The following is a 17,761-nucleotide window of genomic DNA, read 5'->3' as shown; positions in this document are numbered from 1 at the left end:
TAGCTTATCAGTTAAGCTATCCATGATTTTGAGTTTCCTTTTATGTGGTTAAATTTGTATTGATGACTGAGACAGTCTGATAAATATGACGGTTTTTCCCATATGGCAGTTTTGTATATATGACAATGATTACCTCACCACGGATTGATACTGCTATCAAGACCGCTAGCCATTTGCGTACGTTACTGTATCTTGGTTTGGCGTCAGTCATGCTTGGATTGGCATGGCTTACTGCATTGGCGCTGTGGCAATATGTACTGATATTAACGATCACGGCAGCCGTCGTTAGCTATCTGGCATTGTCGCGTCCTATTTTATTGCATCTAACGCAGCCACCGCTCGACCAGCGTGTCGATCAACAGTGGCAACTTCTGATACGTACGAGTCAAAGTGATGGGCTATGGCAAGCACAATTGAGGACTGTTCAACATAATTATTGGACGATGAGCTTTGATTTTATTATTACAGAGCCTTATCAGCGCCCCTTGTCGGTGACTGTATTTCGTGATCAAGTGAGCCTTGAGCAATGGCGAGAGCTAAATATTCTGGCGAATGTGAATGCTGCAACAACAACTTGATTGAGTATACGAGGTTTCCCCTGAATGACATTAGATTTGTAATGATTTTAATAGGCCAATATGGTGAATAACAAAACACCTATCTCGATAGTAAGATAGATTTGTTATATTGAACTACAAAAGCATATTCAGCTTTTATGCCATTTATTGATTTTATAATGGTCTGGTCATATGGCATAGCGGCTGAGAACAACAAATAAAATGAACAAAAAGGAAGAAATTATGAGCCTATTAGGGAATTTAGTCAGTCAAGTAGCACGTAGTGCGATGGCTCCAGATGATGCACAGCGCAATCCTGTCAATCAGCGTACGACATCACGCCGCACTGGCGGGCTGGGTGATATTTTAGGTGGGGTATTGGGCGGTGGTGGCCAAACCGGCGGTTATAACCCACAGCAGTATGATCGTCAGACGGATAATGGATTTGGTCTGGACGACATTATAGGTAGTCTCACTGGCAGCAGTCAACGCGGCGGTATGAGCACTGGTGCGGGTGGTTTGGGCGACATCCTAGGTAGCGTACTGGGTGGTCAAAGTAATAGAAGTGGTAGCGGTGGCAAAGGCATGCTGGTTGCAGCTCTCATGCCCATGGTATTGAGCTGGATTCAGCGTAATGGCGGCTTAGGCGCTGCTCTCTCAAAAATTACAGGTATGGGTCACGACAATCAAGTGCGTTCTTGGATGAGTAACAATGAGGTCAATGACAATTTGGATCCTAATGAGATCAACCAATTATTTGACGAAAACGAGATTCAGCAAGTAGCTGCACAGACTGGTGCTAATGAGACTGAAGTGCGTCAAGGTTTAGCGGAGTTGCTGCCAGAAGTGATGAACCAATTGACGCCAAACGGTAACCTAGACAATGAAGCTGAAGCCAATCAAGAGATTGAGCAAATCATTGGTCAGTTATCGAGTCGACTGGGTACGTTAAAATAACCACGCTAAAATAGCTGCTTTTTAACAAACCAGTATTGATAAAAATGTAATAAAAAAAGAGTATGTCTAATGACGTACTCTTTTTTTACGACTAATCAATCGTTATGAGTCATTAGTCTAAAAGCGCTCATCTAACGTGTCTAGCGTATAGTTGAGCGCAGCAAAACAGATATCACTCTTGAAACCTCTATATTGTAAAAATCGTAGTTGGCGAGCTTTGTCTTTTTGCTCAGTGGGGATGTCGTCACCATATTTTTTGGTGCGGGCGGCAACCGCTAATTTCAGCCAATCAATCCCTTCGACGAGGTTGTCGGCGCTGTTATCTACAAATTCGCTAAACTCATCTGACTCTGCATTCGCCATATCGATTAGCTCGTCGATATTACTAGGCATCGCCATCTTTTTACGATAAAACTCCTGCTTGATACGTCCACGTCCCCGACCTTTACGAATATTTTCACGAATAAGCATGAGGGTAGTGCGATAGTCACTTTGATAGCCTTTCTGCTCAAACTCTTCGAGTAGTGCATCGATTTTGGCAGGATTCTGCTCCTTATCGAGTAGCTTTTGTTTTAATTCAGCCTTGCCATGTTCACGGCGTGATAAATAGTAAAACGCCAACCAACGTAAGCGGCTTTCCGCTTTAATGGCATCAACATCGGCCTGTCGTTGTTCAGGGGTACGTAGATAGGCTTTTAATGCGGATGGCAAATTGTCCATTTGATTAACTGCAGCAGTGTCTTTTTCTGGCTCTGATAAATGCTCATCGGTGGAACCAAATGTGGTGTCGTCGATGACGTTATCTGTATCTGAGTTTTCCTTTATATTGGACTTGCCATCTAGCGAGTTATCATGAATGTCACGTTTGATTTCCGCTAGCATCTCTTTGATACTTTGCGGTTCAGGCGATTGATAAGTAGGTACGTTATTAGGCTCTGGCTCGAAGTTAGCAGCTGGATGAAAGCGTTTCTTACGCTTTTTAGACTTGGTTTTAGAGGATTTGGATGAACGTTCAGGAGTAAAAAATGAGCTAGTGTCGTTGTCGAAGTGATCAACGGTTTGAGATGTTTCATCGTCCTCAGAAGTTGAGCGCGCGGGACTAGACTTTGGATGTTTTGATTTAACTACAGGCTGTTGTCGCTTAGCAGATTTTTTAGAGAGATATTTTTGAGTGGCTGTTTTTTGTTTAGAGACAGGAGTACTAGCTGAATCGGCTTCCGACTCAGCTAGAATTTCGGCTAATGTTTTAATCTTCATAACTATTAGGGCGTGTCCTCAATTCAATCGATGATCATCTGAAGCGGTCAAAAATGGTTAAACCTTGCCAAACAGCATCAAATAGCTGACTAATATCTCGATATTATCTACGCTATTTTCCTTGCTTGGCTGCAACTTATCTCATTTTTATCGCCATTTTTAAAATGAGGACAGGCCCTAGTCAGCTAATCAGTAAAAATAGTCAGGTAACGATTATTGTACTGGACTTGCCGCTGTTTCTTTATTAGCTTTGGCTACCTCTGGTGCTTTACTATCGTCGGCAACACTACCATCATCGGCAACACCTAGCTTTTCAGCACGGATTTTGGCTTCAATTTCTTCAGCAATGACAGGGTTTTCTTTGAGGAATAACACTGAGTTTGCTTTACCTTGACCGATTTTTTCATCACCATAGCTATACCAAGAACCTGCTTTACCAACTGCGCCAATTTCGACACCCAAATCAATCACTTCGGCTAAGTGGTTGGTACCTTCACCATAAGTGATTTCAAACTCGGCTTGACGGAATGGCGGTGCCATTTTATTTTTAATGACTTTCACACGGGTTTGGTTCCCGATGATTTCATCACCATTTTTGACCGCACCGATACGACGAATATCCATACGGACTGAGGCGTAGAACTTGAGGGCGTTACCACCGGTTGTCGTCTCAGGGCTACCAAACATGACACCAATTTTCATACGGATTTGGTTAATAAAGACCACCATACAGTTGGAGCGTTTGGCGTTACCAGTGATTTTACGTAAGGCTTGGCTCATTAGCCGTGCTTGCAGACCCATGTGTGAGTCACCCATTTCGCCTTCAATTTCTGCACGTGGTGTCAAGGCTGCGACTGAATCAATGACGATCATGTCGACAGCACCCGAACGTACCAACATGTCGGTAATCTCAAGCGCTTGCTCGCCGTTATCAGGCTGCGAGACTAGCAAGTCATCGGTCTGTACCCCAAGTTTACGCGCATAGACAGGATCTAGAGCATGCTCTGCATCGATAAAGGCACATACGCCACCTTGCTTTTGGCATTCTGCAATCGCCTGCAAAGTCATGGTGGTTTTACCTGAGCTTTCTGGGCCGTAGATTTCAACGATACGCCCTTTTGGTAAGCCGCCGATACCAAGGGCAATATCTAGACCAAGCGAGCCTGTGGATACTACGTCGACATCAAGCGCAGCAGAGTTATCGCCTAAATGCATAATGGTATTTTTACCAAACTGCTTTTCAATTTGACCTAGTGCCGCTTTGAGGGCTTTGGCTTTATTGTCGTCCATACTGGATTCCTTATCTTCAATCATTGGTGTAAGACTATAAATTTGGTGTTATAAAGAAAATATTCGTACCATGACAGTTAATGGCTCAATAGTGCTGATAATTATCTACATAGTAACCAGCGTTCAGCTAGATTATATAGGTTGTCATATCGATGAGATAGATAGTAATATTGGATATATCACTTTACTATACAGTAAAATCAAATAATGATAAAAGTAAAATTAAGTTCGTAATTAATGGCTACAGGGGTAACTTCTAGGCTGTATTAAGCTCGTTAATCATGAAGCGCTTCTTTGTGCCACTATTACTTAGGTAAGGCAATTATAACAAAAACCACGGATCATATAGCGGGTTAGATGATGTTAAACGACACTATATGTCGCATGATAAACGACTGAAATTTTATATAGACTATGCTAGAACTTATGTATTATTTCAGACGGGATAATGGGGTAGTTTGTCAATAGATTTATAAGTTGTCCACAACAAATAAATAGCGTTTATTTACCTTATGTGAAACATCGCTAATATTAAAATAATATTTTAAAATATTGAAAATAATTTATTATGATTTAAATTTCTATATAAGTTATTGAATAATATAGGTTTTTAAATTGTACAAAAAATGAACGATTTTACCTAACCCTTTAAGCTACCTAGGAAAATTCTTGTCAAGTAGTGACTTATACACAGGGTTATCCACAGCTTATGGGGAGAACTCGTGCAGCCCTTATAGTGCCAATGTTTGCATGAATGTATAGTGTCAGCGAATCATTCAATTATATGTTTTGTGCCATTATGCAACTATTTTTTCATCTGGCAATTTCGTCAAAATTGCTATGTTTCACATATTGCTGCTCTGTAAATTTAATAAATAAAATTCTTCAAAGCGTCTCAAACAGAGGGTTTGGCTGATTAAATACTGAATATATTTAGATAAAATGAGGATGGGTAATACCAGCTGCATAAAAAAGCGGCTAAATGTCTTAGCCGCTTTGTCAAAAATCATTAAGGGTAACGTGATAAGGCTTACTCTTTAATATAGATTAAATCCCAGACACCATGCCCGCGCTCTAAACCGCGGCGCTCAAACTTGGTCATTGGACGAAAGTCAGGGCGGTCAGTAAAGTTGCCTGCACCCGCTTGATTGGTGAGTCCTGAAAAACCGTCTAAAACCTCAACCATCCAAAAGGCATAATGCTCCCAGTCGGTTGCTGTATGAAACCAGCCACCTTGTTTTAAACTGCGCGTGACAATCGCCATACGCTCAGGGCTGACAAAACGACGCTTATAATGGCGCTTTTTTTGCCATGGATCAGGGAAGTAGAGCTGAATACGGTCGATATGATTTTCTGGAATCTGCTTGAGCAATTGAATGGCATCACCGTTAATGATTTTGACGTTGCTTAAACCTTGCGTACCTGCCATATAAGCACATTTACCGATACCTGGCTCGTGTACTTCAACACCCACAAAGTTACGGGTAGGCTCGGCAGCTGCCATCTCAATGAATGAGTCACCCAGTCCAAAACCAATCTCTACAGTAAGCGGCGCATCAATACCGTTGGGCGTATCGGCGAATAGTACGCGCAAGTCATCGATACCATCAAGATTGCCATCACCGAAGCTGTTATTAACCAAGTAGTCAGCAAACTCTGGATCAGTGAGAGCCAGCTCAGCGTTCTTATTCATGTGCGTGCGCCGTTTCATAAAAGTATTCACAATACGAATATGTTTATCATTTTGCGAAACGGTCTCAATGGCAGTATTAGGCTCAGCCACTTGATTTATATCATTTGAGTTATCGGGATTAGAGGATTGGTTCATAGGGTTACTAAGACTTTATAAAGTTGCGAATATGAGCGTATTATAGGTTAAATATGAGCAAGTGTGAACGTTCAATTATCAGGCAGTTGCTGATGGCGTAAACCGCTTTCACTCTCCTTTCAAACATTTTCTAAGCTTTCGTACATAATTTTAAACCGGCATCGATGATATCGTCCTTAGAAACTTTGGCGTCAGCAGGTGATAAATAGTTTTTATCTGTTTCAGTATCTGTCTCAGTATCGCGCCAGATTGTATCTTTTGCACTGAGTGTTTTCATTGGCGGCTTATCGATGTCTGTATTTGAATCAGCATTGAGAATATAACGCTCTCCACTGAGGGTTATTATAGAAATAATTGATTTGTCGTCAATGTCATCGCATCTTATTACCATACTCTCGGCAGTAAATGGCCATTGACCTACAAAGGTGCTTTGATCAAAACCTAGCTCATTTTTATAAGGGTCAGATATGGCACTGACGTTAACGATGATAAGGGTTATAGCAGTAGCGATTAGAACGGTAATAATCATAATGGTTATGATTATATTGCGCTTGAGTGTAGACATGAGATGCTCACGAATCAAATAAGGACAAGAGCTTAGTCGCTCTATGATTGGCTTTTGCATCAGTTTATACTAAAGATATTCTAAAAATATGAAATATTAATGAAGAATATAAAGAGTGTATTTAATCTAATTATTCGCTGAAAAAAGTGTCTTACAGTGATTATTGATACGCTTTTTATCGAGAGCCTACTGCTATGTTATTTATCGAGACGGATTCACCGCCACCTTTTTACCAAGAACAGCTGACTGCTGCCAAGCGTGAGCAGTTGGATAAATGGTTTATCGGTCATCGTACCCAACGCTATTATCTCAAGCGCTTTGCACAGTTTGATAAGCAAGGCTATTTGTCGCCAAAATGGCACTGGGCCGCGTTTTTTATTACTTTTCCTTGGCTGCTATATCGCAAGCGCTATATGGATGCGATCGTCTATAGCGTGGCAGGTTGGTCTTTTATTCAGCTTAATATTGCGATTGTGTTGGTTATTTTTGAATTTGTGGCGATGTCTTATATTCCTGATGCCTATCAAATGGCAACGCGGCTCGGTATTGCAGCGATGATTTGGCTATTTTGGGCATCTATGGTGGCACGTTGGACAGACGCTTATTACTACCGTATGGCACGGCGCGAAATCGCTGACGCCGTTGATGACCATCCACGAGATGACAACGCGCAGCAGGCACATCTGCGCCGAGAGGGTGGGGTGAGCTTATTTGGTTTGGGATTGGGTTTTGGGCTTTTTGCTTTCGCCTTACTGGTGATTAAGGTACAGTTTTTACCTATTATCGCGAAGCCAAAAGCCAATGAAATATTATTCAATGCTTATGACCTCACCAAAACGACGCAGAATCGTGTGGCTGTCATTTACCAACAGACTGGGCAGTGTCCCATTGATTTGCCATTTAACATAGACGACCCGCAAGTGCTGGTGCGTATTGACACTCAAGTGCCGGGCGTTCCTAAAACAGATTGTGCTGTCATAGGAACGATTCATGATGTTAAATTCCCACTGCGTTATCTCAATGAGCAAACAGTGGCTTTCTATCATGTGGAAGATGGCGATAGTTGGCAATGCACCAGCTCGCTAAACGAAAAACTGGCGCCGCCAAACTGCTCAACGGATTAAAAAAGGTAGTTAGGCTTTGGGATCAGGAACGATATCGTCTTTTTCATCAACGGGCGTCGCTTGGTTTTTTAAAGCGTCAGAAAACTCACTCAAATCCATCTTACGCGCCTTGCCAATATCCTCATCAAATAAGCTTTCAAGCTCTGCCATTGATGATTGTACTGATTCAATCAGGCTGGCTTCATCATCATAGATGGCTTGCTGACGTTCAATCAAGTCGTCATCATAATCACGGAAAGTCTGTACGGTTTCGCGCGCTTTTTCTGGAGAGATGCCGAGCAGCTGCAAGGACTCACGCGACATATCTAACGACGATAAATAAGTCTCACGCCAAATATGACGCACCCCAACTTCACGGAGGCGATAATAATGCTGACGATCACGCGCTCGTGCCAAGACGATTAAATCAGGGTAGTTCTTACGCAAGTATTGAGCGGTGGTAATAGAGCGCTCTAAGTCGTCAATGGCAAGAATAAACACACGTGCTTTTTTGATACCAGCGGCACGTAATATTTCAGGGTTTTTTGGGTCACCATAATAGACTTGGTTACCAAAGCGACGGACAAAATCCACCCGATTGGCAGAGCGTTCGATGGCTGTGAATTCGATATTATGCATACGTAATACACGACCGATAATCTGACCGACGCGGCCAAAGCCCGCGATAATGACCTGATGCTCATGATCGGGAATGGTGTCGTACTCGCGGCTGGGTTTGCTTTTGGCAAATAATGGCTCTCCTATTTTTTCTAAGAGTAAGAATGCCAATGGCGTCAGCGCCATAGAGATGGTCACAATAAGATTTAGGGTGTTTGCTAGCTCAGGTCGCAGGACGTTTTGGGCGGTGGCCACACTGAACAAGACAAACGCAAATTCACCCCCTTGAGCGAGAGTCACCCCCAATCTGATACTGGTTGGCCATCGATTGCCAGATATTTTTGCGATAGCGGTGACCACACCGAATTTGATAAACATCAATGCCATCGCACAGCCGATAATAAAGATGGGCTTGGCCAAAATGAGTTTGACATCAGTCAACATACCGACTGACATAAAGAACAGCCCCAACAGCAATCCTTTAAAGGGTTCGATACTGGCTTCCAACTCGTGACGGTACTCCGAATCTGCCAGCAATACGCCAGTCAAAAATGCGCCAAGCGCCATCGATAAACCAATTTGACCCATCAAGATAGAGACACCCATGACGATAAATAGCGCGACCGCAGTCAGTAATTCTGTCGCACCACTAGAGGCGACAAATTTAAAGAAAGGTCGAACCACATAGCGGCTGGCAAAAATCAGTCCAGCGAAAACGGCGAAAACCTTGCCAAAATAGATTAAGTCGTAGCTCTGCTCGCGCACCCCTGACAAAAACGGAATGACCGCTAATAAAGGAATCACGGCAATATCTTGGAATAACAAGATGGTAAATGCTTCGCGACCATGGGTACTAGACAGCTGCTGTTTTTCAGTCAGTATTTGTAGCACAAAAGCGGTGGAAGAGAGCGCCAAGCCGAAACCGACGATAAAAGCAGTATCGAGTTGTAAAGAGAAAAATTGATATAGGATACCCATCAATAAGGTGCCGGACAGACCGACTTGCAAGCCGCCAAGGACGAATATTGAGCGGCGCAGCGCCCAAAGCCGTGAAGGCTGGAGCTCAAGGCCAATGATGAAGAGCAGCATCACCACGCCAAATTCAGAAAAATGTAATAAGCTCTCAGCGTCGCCCGCTACATCTAGCGCACTAGGCCCTAATATCAGTCCGGTGATCAAATAACCAAGGACGGTCGCAATACCAAAGCGTTTGCCAAGGGGTACAAAGAGCAGCGCGGCTCCCAAGAAAATTGTAGCTTGTAACATTAAATTTGGTGAGCCGGCGGCGGCAGCGAACATCTGGAATCCTCAAAATTGGCAATAAAATAAGCAATGTAAAACAGTCAATATAAAACAAGAAGGACAATAATAAATAACGCGAGCATACGTTATTTTCTGCGATAAATCTTCCACACGCCATTATCGGCAAGCGGATTGTTATAAGCATCATTACGACGCTTACGCGGTGTCTGCCGACTGTCTATCATTTTAAAATTGGGCAAAGCGTGGACAATGAGTCCAGTACGATAAAATCGCACGCGCTCAGGCTCTAACATCTCACCTTTATTATCGCGACAAAAGACGTACGCACGCAAATCAATAAATTCACGATGAGCGACCAAACGTGCCTCATCATCGTTATCAAATACGGCTGCCATACGCGCAATCTCATCAGCGCTGTAATCCCCGCATTTATCCGTAAGTGCACCGACTGAGCCAAAACTTTTAGATTCTTTAGCGTGAGTTTTGGTTAGATGCAGTCGTTGCACATGATAAATAAACTGCGGTATTTCGAGGCTGGCTGGTAGCGGCAGATAATCAGGTGGTAGATTGGCCGCAGGATAAAAGGCCATCGCGCGTTCGAGCAGAGTCTGCCAACGCTGTTGATAAGCTTTGACTTCGGCTAAATTGCCTTCATAGATAGGCATATCGCGAACTTGTCGCAAAATATCAGGTGGAAATTGCGCATCACGAAAGCTGGCGATGTCTTCTTGCAGGGTTGATAGCAAAACCTTGGCGTGTTTTTTGCCATCTTTTGAGGTAGGGTCGTCGATATAGTCTGGGGCGACAAAAGGTGCTGAGCGTCTAGACATAGTGGTATATCATCAATGAATAAATTAAAAAGATACTAATAAGTATGTTTGCCAATGTTCAATAGGGTTTGAATTGATCATTTATCATTAATTGATAGTTATTATAACCATATAAACTTATTGGAACTTTATTTTTTTAAAGTGATTGAGCAAATTTTAATGGGAGTTGCCAATATAGCAGCCATATGAAGAGTTGGCTTAGTATTAAATTAGCATCGCTTAGGGTCTGTTGAACATTCAAATATTCGGACTGCTGATCGCTAAAATCGCACCAAACTAGGCGTAAACTGATGATAATGTCGAGACCTTAGCTAGGTTTATAACAACGTTTGCTGCGATTTTAGCATCAGCCCTTCGGGGCGGGACTATTTTTTGCCAATACATGGCGAAATTGTCTAACCTAGAATGACTAGGCGTCAAAAATTTCACTGCATATTGTCTAAAAAATAGCCACCGCCAGTGCCACATTTGAATGTTCAACAGACCCTAATATTAATACAGCATACAGATTTTGCTGAGTAGCGTTATTGACGGACTCTAATATAGCTGCTCAATGATTGTGACCAATATGACTCCCATTATCAACGGCTCGCTCGGAGATGTCACAGACTAACGCATCGCTATGGATAGCTGTTTGCAGATGCGATAAGCTTTCGACCTGAATAGTCGCATGATGAATGCCAAGTGTTAATAAGCTTTTTTCCAGATCCTCAATCAGCAGACTCGATTTGTGGATACTCATTTCTCCATCGACGACAACGTGACAAGACAGTGCATTTAAGCCGCTGGTGATACTCCAAACGTGCAGGTCGTGTACCTTGTGTACTTGAGGATGGGCGATCAGTTTTTGCTCCACATTGACTAGCGATATACCTGCTGGCGTGCCTTCCATCAATATATGGACTGAATCGCGTACGACGCGGTAACCGCTGATTAAAATCAGGATGGCAACGATGACTGACGCCGCTGCATCTGCCCACAACCAACCAAAACCTATCATTAGTAACGCGGCAATAATAGCCGCAACCGAACCCATCAAGTCGCTCAAGACATGCAAATAAGCACTTTGCATATTCAGATTCACTGGTGCTTTGCTATCAGATGCTTTGTCTGTACTGGCGCCGTGGCTATGCTCATTTTCAGCGTGGCTACCTCGGTGCATCAACCAAGCGACTAAAATATTAATCAGCATGCCAATGGTCGCAATGATAAGCATCCCTTGGGTAGCAATGTCAGGCGGTGAATTAAATCGTTTAATCGCTTCATAAAAAATCATCAGCGCGATAATAACCAAAGTAGCACCATTGACCCCCGCCACCAAAATCTCAAAGCGCTTATAACCAAAGGTCTTTTGATGGGTCGCTGCTTTTTCACCAATTTTGAACGCCATTAACGTCGCGCCAAGGGCCACCGCATCGCTGAGCATATGACCGGCATCGGATAATAGTGCCAAACTACCGGTGAGCCAGCCACCGATCGCTTCGATAAACATGTAGCCAGTGATTATAATAAAGCTAAACAGTAAAGTGCGCTGATAGCCTTTGGTATCGCGCGGTACCGTGGTCTGTTCTAAGTGTTCATCGTGGTCGTGAGTGTCTTGCTTGTCATGAGTGTAATTGCTCTCATTATCTTTAAGCAGAGGTTCAGGCATATCAGCATCGCTCTGATGAGAATGGTTACTTCGCTCAGGGTTTGAATTATTTTGACTCATAACAACACTCAGGATGATAGAAGGTAAAACGGATGGTTTATAAAGCTGGGTTTGCTTTGCATAAACCAGACAGATATACAGAATTTAGCACATTTAATAAATGCTTGCTGTATCTAGGGCGTGTCATCAATTAGCACATTTATATATTTAGTGGTCTTAAAATGGCTAAATTTTGCTAAACATCATCAGAAATTTTGCCAATATGTTCATATTAGCGGCTATTTCTTCCTTGTTTATCTGTAATTTTTCTCATTTTAAGCCTCACAATCTAATTGATGACACGCCCTAGGCGGTAAACGATGAATGACCGATTTTGAATAGCGTTCTTTAGTAACGGTGAGCTATAGTGTGATGATTGTAGTTAAAGGATCACGATTAGGAATTGGGCGTCACCAACCGACAGGATCGATATCCAAAGTAAGCTTCAGATATTTGGCACTGGGCAAGGTGAGTACCGGTTGCCACCATTGATTTAATACCTGATGTAACTGTCGTCGATCTTTGGCTAGCAGTAGCAATTGTGCATGGTATCGACTGTTCTTCTTGCTCATCGGTGCGTCGATAGGACCAAGCACAGCAAGATTATGGCCATTAGGTAGACTTGCAATCGCATCTTTCAATGCTTGCGTAGTGGCAGCAAGCGTTTTGCCTTCGCAGCGTATCAGGGCAGCATGGCTATGCGGCGGTAGACCCATCATTTTACGCTCTTGCAATAGCTCGCGAGCAAAGGACAGATAACCATCTTTTACCAGCTTTAATAACAGCTCATTATCTGGCTGCAAGGTTTGAATCAATACACGACCAGACTTATCACCGCGTCCAGCACGGCCAGCCACCTGAATCATCAGCTGTGCGGTATGTTCTGGCGAGCGAAAGTCGGCGGACAAGAAACCACGATCAGCATTGGGCAAGCAGACCAAGGTAACATTGGGAAAGTGATGACCTTTGGCGACCATTTGCGTGCCGACTAAGATGGCAGGCTTGCCTTCATTAATACGCTGATAGATATTCTCCCAGCTGTCTTTATGTCTGGTCGTATCACGATCGATTTGGATAATGGGATACAACTCTTTACTGGTTTGCGGATTGGCAAAAATCGCGTGCAGGTTTTCGCTGAGTCTTGTGGTACCCATCCCTTTGGCATCTAGGTTTTGACTGCCGCAATCAGGACAAACGGTGGGAATATAGGCTTGCCAATCGCAATGATGGCATTTTAAGTACGAGCTGCTTGAATAGGAATTAGATTGCGATTGACTATTATAATGAACGGTTAAATGCGCATCACAGCGTGGACAATCTGCCTGCCAACCACAAGCCTCGCATAGCAAAACTGGCGCATAGCCACGACGATTTAAAAATATCAATACTTGATCGCCCGCTTCGAGCGTTTGCCGTATCGCACCAATTAACGCATCTGTCAGCCCCGTATCATAGCGTGCACCATCATCTTGAGTCTGTTGATGGGTACTTTGCAGGCGCGCATCAATCAGCTGCATGGTTGCAGGCTTTGCATTGCCAGGGCGAGTCTGCAGTTGGCATTCTACTAATTTGCCGTCATCGACCAGTTTTAAATGCTCAAGAGACGGGGTCGCGGTACCAAGTACGACAGGAATTTTGCATTGCAAGCCGCGATAAAGCGCAACGTCAGCGGCATGATAACGTAGGGTATCTTGTTGTTTATAAGAACCATCATGTGCTTCGTCGACGACGATAAGTCCCAAATCAGCAAAGGGATATAGCACCGCTGAGCGCGTCCCGATAATGATTTGAGCATGACCCGTGCGGCAGTCTTGCCAGCCTTGTAGACGATGGGTGTTGGTCATGCCGGAGTGTAGCAAGACAATATGGGCGGCAAAACGACTGGCAAAGCGCGCGCGCGTCTGCGGGGTCAAACCAATCTCCGGTACTAAAATCAAAACCTGCTTGCCCGCTTCTAATACGGCTTGCATCGCTTGCAGATAAACTTCGGTCTTGCCACTACCAGTAATGCCGTTCAGTAAAATCCCCGTGTAGCGCTCAGCTTCGTGCGCCGCAATGATAGCGTCGACAGCAAGCGCTTGCTCATCATTGAGATCGAGTGGCATTTTTGCTAATTTAACATTCGATGGTGCTTGTTTTGGCTCAATATAGCGCTCGATCAGGCCTTTATCTTCCAGCGTTTTTAAAAAACTGCGCTGCATACCTTCTAACAGCAGCACATCTTCGCTCGCACCGCGCTCGCCGTGTAGCTTAAGCATATCAAATTGTTGCTTCTGCTTTTTGGCATTGGCACGAAAATCGCCATCAACGATATGCGGCAAAATTCGCCAGTGCGTAATCAGCAAGTCTAGCGGCTTGCCTTGACGAACGAGGCTGGGCAAGATGACAGCTAACACATCACCAAGCGGATAGTGGTAATAGCTTGCCAGCCAATAAGCCAGCTTTAACATGCTGGCATCCAAAATCGGCTCGGCATCTAGGCACTTATTAATAGGTTTGAGTTTTTTCATCGGTACGCTGCTATCCGCTTCAGCGATATGAGCGACCACGATACCGATTAAGGTTTGACGACCAAAGGACACCTCGACGCGGCTACCAATTGGCGGTATCCATGGTGAGTTATTATCTGGCAAAGCATTCATATCTGCCGGTAAGCTATAGTCAAACACCCGATAAAGGGGCACGGGCAGAGCAACTTGTACCAACATAAAATACATCTCTATTGTTTGGGTATTTAAATAATGAGAATAATAGTAAGCCCAAATAGTGATATTTGGGCTTACGCTAACAACCGTTATTTTTGCTCAATTACTTAAGAATTGAGTATGATGAGGCTCAAGATTATTCAATATATAGGATAGACTCAATTTCGACCACACCACCTTTTGGTAGAGCAGCGACTTGTACGGCTGCGCGGGCAGGGTATGGCTCGGATAGGTTGGCCACGAACACTTCATTTAAAACGGCAAAATCACTTAAGTCTGTCAAAGATACATTGAATTTAACCACGTCATTTAGACTGCCGCCAGCTGCTTCACAGATAGCTTTGATATTTTCGAACACTTGCTCAGCCTGTGCTTTAAAACCTTCTCTCAACTCCATGGTTTCAGGGTCGAAACCTAACTGTCCTGAAATATAAACGGTGTTACCGACTTTGACGGCTTGTGAGTAAGTGCCAACAGCGGCAGGGGCTTTATCAGTTTGAATGGTTTGACGGGTCATATTATATCCTTAAGGTGTTTTTTTCGTTTGATTGATTGGATTTACTGACTAAAAACGAAGTAGCAAAGTTTATCATTGTTTTGGGTTGTTCTGAAAATTCGAGATTAAAAGTAAGGGTATTTAACACTTCTATCTACAGCTGATAGAGTCGCATGATATTGGGAAAGCCCAGCAGCGAGCGCAGTTCGCGAATACCTTGTGCTAAATGATTGCGACTACGGACCACAATATGAATGATAGTGTCAGTATGGCGCACATCGACCGTTTCCACCCCCATATTTAACTGGCGCAGATGGTAGATAACCTCGCTGATTTGTTCGTCGCTGAGGGCAAGAGACAGCTTCAGATAAGCCGAAAAACGGACTTTGCTAGCGTGCTCACCGGATTCATTTTGTTTGATGGCCCTGTCATTGCGCCAGCGCAGCTGTATCACTTGATAAGGGTTGTCTTTGCGAATATCGTCGAGCGAGAAGCATTTATGGCGATGTACCACCAAGCCGTGACGGGATAAATGACCAACGATAGGGTCGCCATAGATCGGATGGCAGCAATTGGCAAAATCAAGCTCTACCCCTGAGGCATTGACAATCAATTGTTGCGGTTGGGCATCATCATCATTTTGTTCTTTAGCCTGCAAGTCACTGACTTCGTCGCTAAATAAGCGAGTGACCACCAGTTGTGGTAGTAGTGTGCCCGAGCTAATCTGTTCAAATAGCGCACTTTTTTCTGTCAGACCACGCCATTCTGTCAAGTTTTTCCAGTCGCTGTCCGTTAAATCATCGAGGCTTTTTTGATAGGTTTTTAGCGCGCGATCCAAGGCTTGTTGACCATGATGCTGTTTATCAGCAGCAGATAAATCCTTAAACCAGCGTAAAATCTCTTCACGGGCTTTATTGGTCACGACAAACCCGAGCCATTCTGCCTTTGGCTCTGAGTGGCTATTTACTTCAATCTCGACCAATTGCCCGTTTTTGACCACCGTGCCCAGCTTGGCTTTGTTGCCATCGATATTGGCACCGACGGCCACATTACCGACCATAGGTCCAACAGCATAAGCAAAATCAAGCGCTGTGGCTCCTTGTGATAGCTCATAAGCGCGACCTTTGGGACTATAACAAATAATTTTACTTGAATGCAGGTAATCCATCAGCTCGCTAATCGTCGAGACGGCAGCAGTAAAGTCAGGGCTGTTTTGATTTAAGCTGTCTTCATCAACCAAGTCTTTCATATTGCGTAATGACGCCTGAATGACTGATTGACTGACATCGGAGGCGTGTTCTGCCCCGATAACGCCAAGCCTTGCCGCATTTTGCATTTGCTTGGTCAAAATAGTGACTTTTACAAAATCATTATCCCGCTCATAAATAAGGGTCAGGGATTGATTGCCACCCGGTAGTGGGCGACGAATATTGTCAGCAATATGGGTATCATCGATTTGATATTTTTTGATAAGGTAATAAGCCAGTTTGTCGCAAGCTTCAATATTGTCGAGCACAATCTCAAAAGCATAGTGACGAAGTAGCGCATTAATTTCACCGCGATTGCGGAAAAACTGTCGATATATCACCACGCGATTGTCTAATACTTTGACGAGGCCATTGAGCCCTAAATTGTTTAAGACAATAGTCAGATAGCTATGAATAGCCTCTCTTTGAAAATTACGTCCCAGCCCGTGTTGCAGCAGCTTATCTGAAATCTTGTTATACATACCAGAATCAAGATTGCGGTAACACAGCACTTCAATATAATCAGCAATGTCATTGAGACCCATCAGACGGGCAAATGGCACATAAAAATCTAACGTCTCTTGCGCCGTCGTGCGCTGTTTTTCAGGACGTACCGCATCCAGCGTCGACATATTGTGTAAGCGGTCGGCAAGCTTAATGATTAACACCCGTGGATCAGCAAGGGTAGCCGTCAGAATTTTATGAAAAGTCGCCGCTTTATTTTGTTGCTTATTATGGGTCGAAGATTTTAATTTGGTGACACCATCAACCAGTCTAGCAACCACTTTGCCATAACGTTGCTCGATTTGCTCATCGCTAACGTCGGTATCTTCGACAGTATCATGTAAAATCGCTGCAATAATGGTATCTCGATCTAAACGAAAACCTGCCAATATTTCAGCGACCGCAATCGGATGAGTGATATAAGGCTCCCCTGATTTACGCTTGTCTTTAATATGCGCAATATCACCGAACTCACAGGCATCAACAATATCACGGCGTTCGGCAGCAGTCAGATAGCCAACTGAACGGAGCAAATTATATTGAGCATCATCGACTAGATGATGACTGAGTTTGGGAAGGGTTTGACTCATAAAGTGACGATCCTATTTTCCATTACCTATAATTGATTAAGCCCTGTTAAGGTAAATGGTGACTGAATGAATACTAATCTATCGTTAAAGCAAGATAATATCGATGTATGGATATATGGATAAAAAAGCAACCGTATGCAAGCTGTACTAGCGTCTCATTTACAAGGTTGATGCTGTCACGCTTTTAAATTGCAGCGACCATATTATAAAAGAAAACGATCATTGTAAAAAAGAGCAATAATTATAATAGAGAGCAGTAGA

Annotated in this window: 13 protein-coding genes; 3 read left to right on the top strand and 10 right to left on the bottom strand. The window is 43.6% G+C overall.

Annotated features, from left to right (window positions below):
* Window positions 1-119: 119 nt before the first annotated feature.
* Together IOD06_RS04245 and IOD06_RS04240 are read left to right on the top strand one after the other, a co-directional pair.
* Window positions 120-578, top strand: coding sequence for a hypothetical protein (locus tag IOD06_RS04245; protein ID WP_194619338.1), 459 nt, complete (start codon window positions 120-122; stop codon window positions 576-578).
* A 222-nt stretch (window positions 579-800) separates the two neighbouring features.
* The gene (locus IOD06_RS04240; RefSeq protein ID WP_194619336.1) at window positions 801-1,514 is read left to right on the top strand and encodes a YidB family protein; all 714 of its coding nucleotides are present in this window, start codon (window positions 801-803) and stop codon (window positions 1,512-1,514) included.
* Between the two features lie 117 nt (window positions 1,515-1,631).
* Here the strand turns inward: IOD06_RS04240 and IOD06_RS04235 are convergent, their stop codons facing one another.
* From IOD06_RS04235 to IOD06_RS04220, 4 genes are all read right to left on the bottom strand, one after another.
* Window positions 1,632-2,771, bottom strand: a complete 1,140-nt coding sequence (locus IOD06_RS04235) for a regulatory protein RecX (protein ID WP_194619334.1) — start codon at window positions 2,769-2,771, stop codon at window positions 1,632-1,634.
* A 213-nt stretch (window positions 2,772-2,984) separates the two neighbouring features.
* Window positions 2,985-4,061: a recombinase RecA gene (gene recA / locus IOD06_RS04230; RefSeq protein WP_194619332.1), complete on the bottom strand. Its 1,077-nt coding sequence runs from the start codon at window positions 4,059-4,061 to the stop codon at window positions 2,985-2,987.
* 1,030 nt (window positions 4,062-5,091) lie between these two features.
* On the bottom strand, window positions 5,092-5,889 hold the full coding sequence (trmB, locus tag IOD06_RS04225; protein ID WP_189585422.1) for a tRNA (guanosine(46)-N7)-methyltransferase TrmB: 798 nt from the start codon (window positions 5,887-5,889) through the stop codon (window positions 5,092-5,094).
* 130 nt (window positions 5,890-6,019) lie between these two features.
* A complete protein-coding gene (locus IOD06_RS04220; protein ID WP_194619330.1) occupies window positions 6,020-6,514 on the bottom strand; it encodes a hypothetical protein in 495 nt (164 codons plus the stop codon).
* 134 nt (window positions 6,515-6,648) lie between these two features.
* Between IOD06_RS04220 and IOD06_RS04215 the strand changes: the two genes are divergently transcribed.
* A complete protein-coding gene (locus IOD06_RS04215; protein ID WP_189585416.1) occupies window positions 6,649-7,578 on the top strand; it encodes a DUF2628 domain-containing protein in 930 nt (309 codons plus the stop codon).
* A gap of 9 nt (window positions 7,579-7,587) precedes the next feature.
* On the opposite strand, the gene IOD06_RS04210 is transcribed toward IOD06_RS04215, so the two are convergent.
* The 6 genes from IOD06_RS04210 to IOD06_RS04185 form a co-directional block, all read right to left on the bottom strand.
* A complete protein-coding gene (locus tag IOD06_RS04210) occupies window positions 7,588-9,474 on the bottom strand; it encodes a monovalent cation:proton antiporter-2 (CPA2) family protein (protein ID WP_010201442.1) in 1,887 nt (628 codons plus the stop codon).
* A gap of 89 nt (window positions 9,475-9,563) precedes the next feature.
* The gene (locus IOD06_RS04205; RefSeq protein ID WP_194619328.1) at window positions 9,564-10,268 is read right to left on the bottom strand and encodes a hypothetical protein; all 705 of its coding nucleotides are present in this window, start codon (window positions 10,266-10,268) and stop codon (window positions 9,564-9,566) included.
* A gap of 550 nt (window positions 10,269-10,818) precedes the next feature.
* Complete coding sequence (locus IOD06_RS04200) at window positions 10,819-11,979, bottom strand: cation diffusion facilitator family transporter (RefSeq protein ID WP_227669871.1); 1,161 nt, start codon at window positions 11,977-11,979, stop codon at window positions 10,819-10,821.
* 389 nt (window positions 11,980-12,368) lie between these two features.
* The gene (locus IOD06_RS04195) at window positions 12,369-14,666 is read right to left on the bottom strand and encodes a primosomal protein N' (RefSeq protein ID WP_194619326.1); all 2,298 of its coding nucleotides are present in this window, start codon (window positions 14,664-14,666) and stop codon (window positions 12,369-12,371) included.
* Window positions 14,667-14,799: 133 nt separating this feature from the next.
* Window positions 14,800-15,180 (bottom strand): RidA family protein, encoded by a 381-nt coding sequence (locus IOD06_RS04190; RefSeq protein WP_010201437.1) that lies wholly within the window; start codon window positions 15,178-15,180, stop codon window positions 14,800-14,802.
* 133 nt (window positions 15,181-15,313) lie between these two features.
* Window positions 15,314-17,500, bottom strand: coding sequence for a bifunctional (p)ppGpp synthetase/guanosine-3',5'-bis(diphosphate) 3'-pyrophosphohydrolase (locus IOD06_RS04185; protein WP_194619324.1), 2,187 nt, complete (start codon window positions 17,498-17,500; stop codon window positions 15,314-15,316).
* Window positions 17,501-17,761: the final 261 nt, after the last annotated feature.

This window comes from Psychrobacter sp. N25K4-3-2, from assembly GCF_015351755.1.
GTDB classification, from domain to species: domain Bacteria; phylum Pseudomonadota; class Gammaproteobacteria; order Pseudomonadales; family Moraxellaceae; genus Psychrobacter; species Psychrobacter glaciei.
The sequence above is the reverse complement of the archived record's forward strand: the minus strand, read 5'-3'. Positions and strand labels throughout refer to the sequence as shown.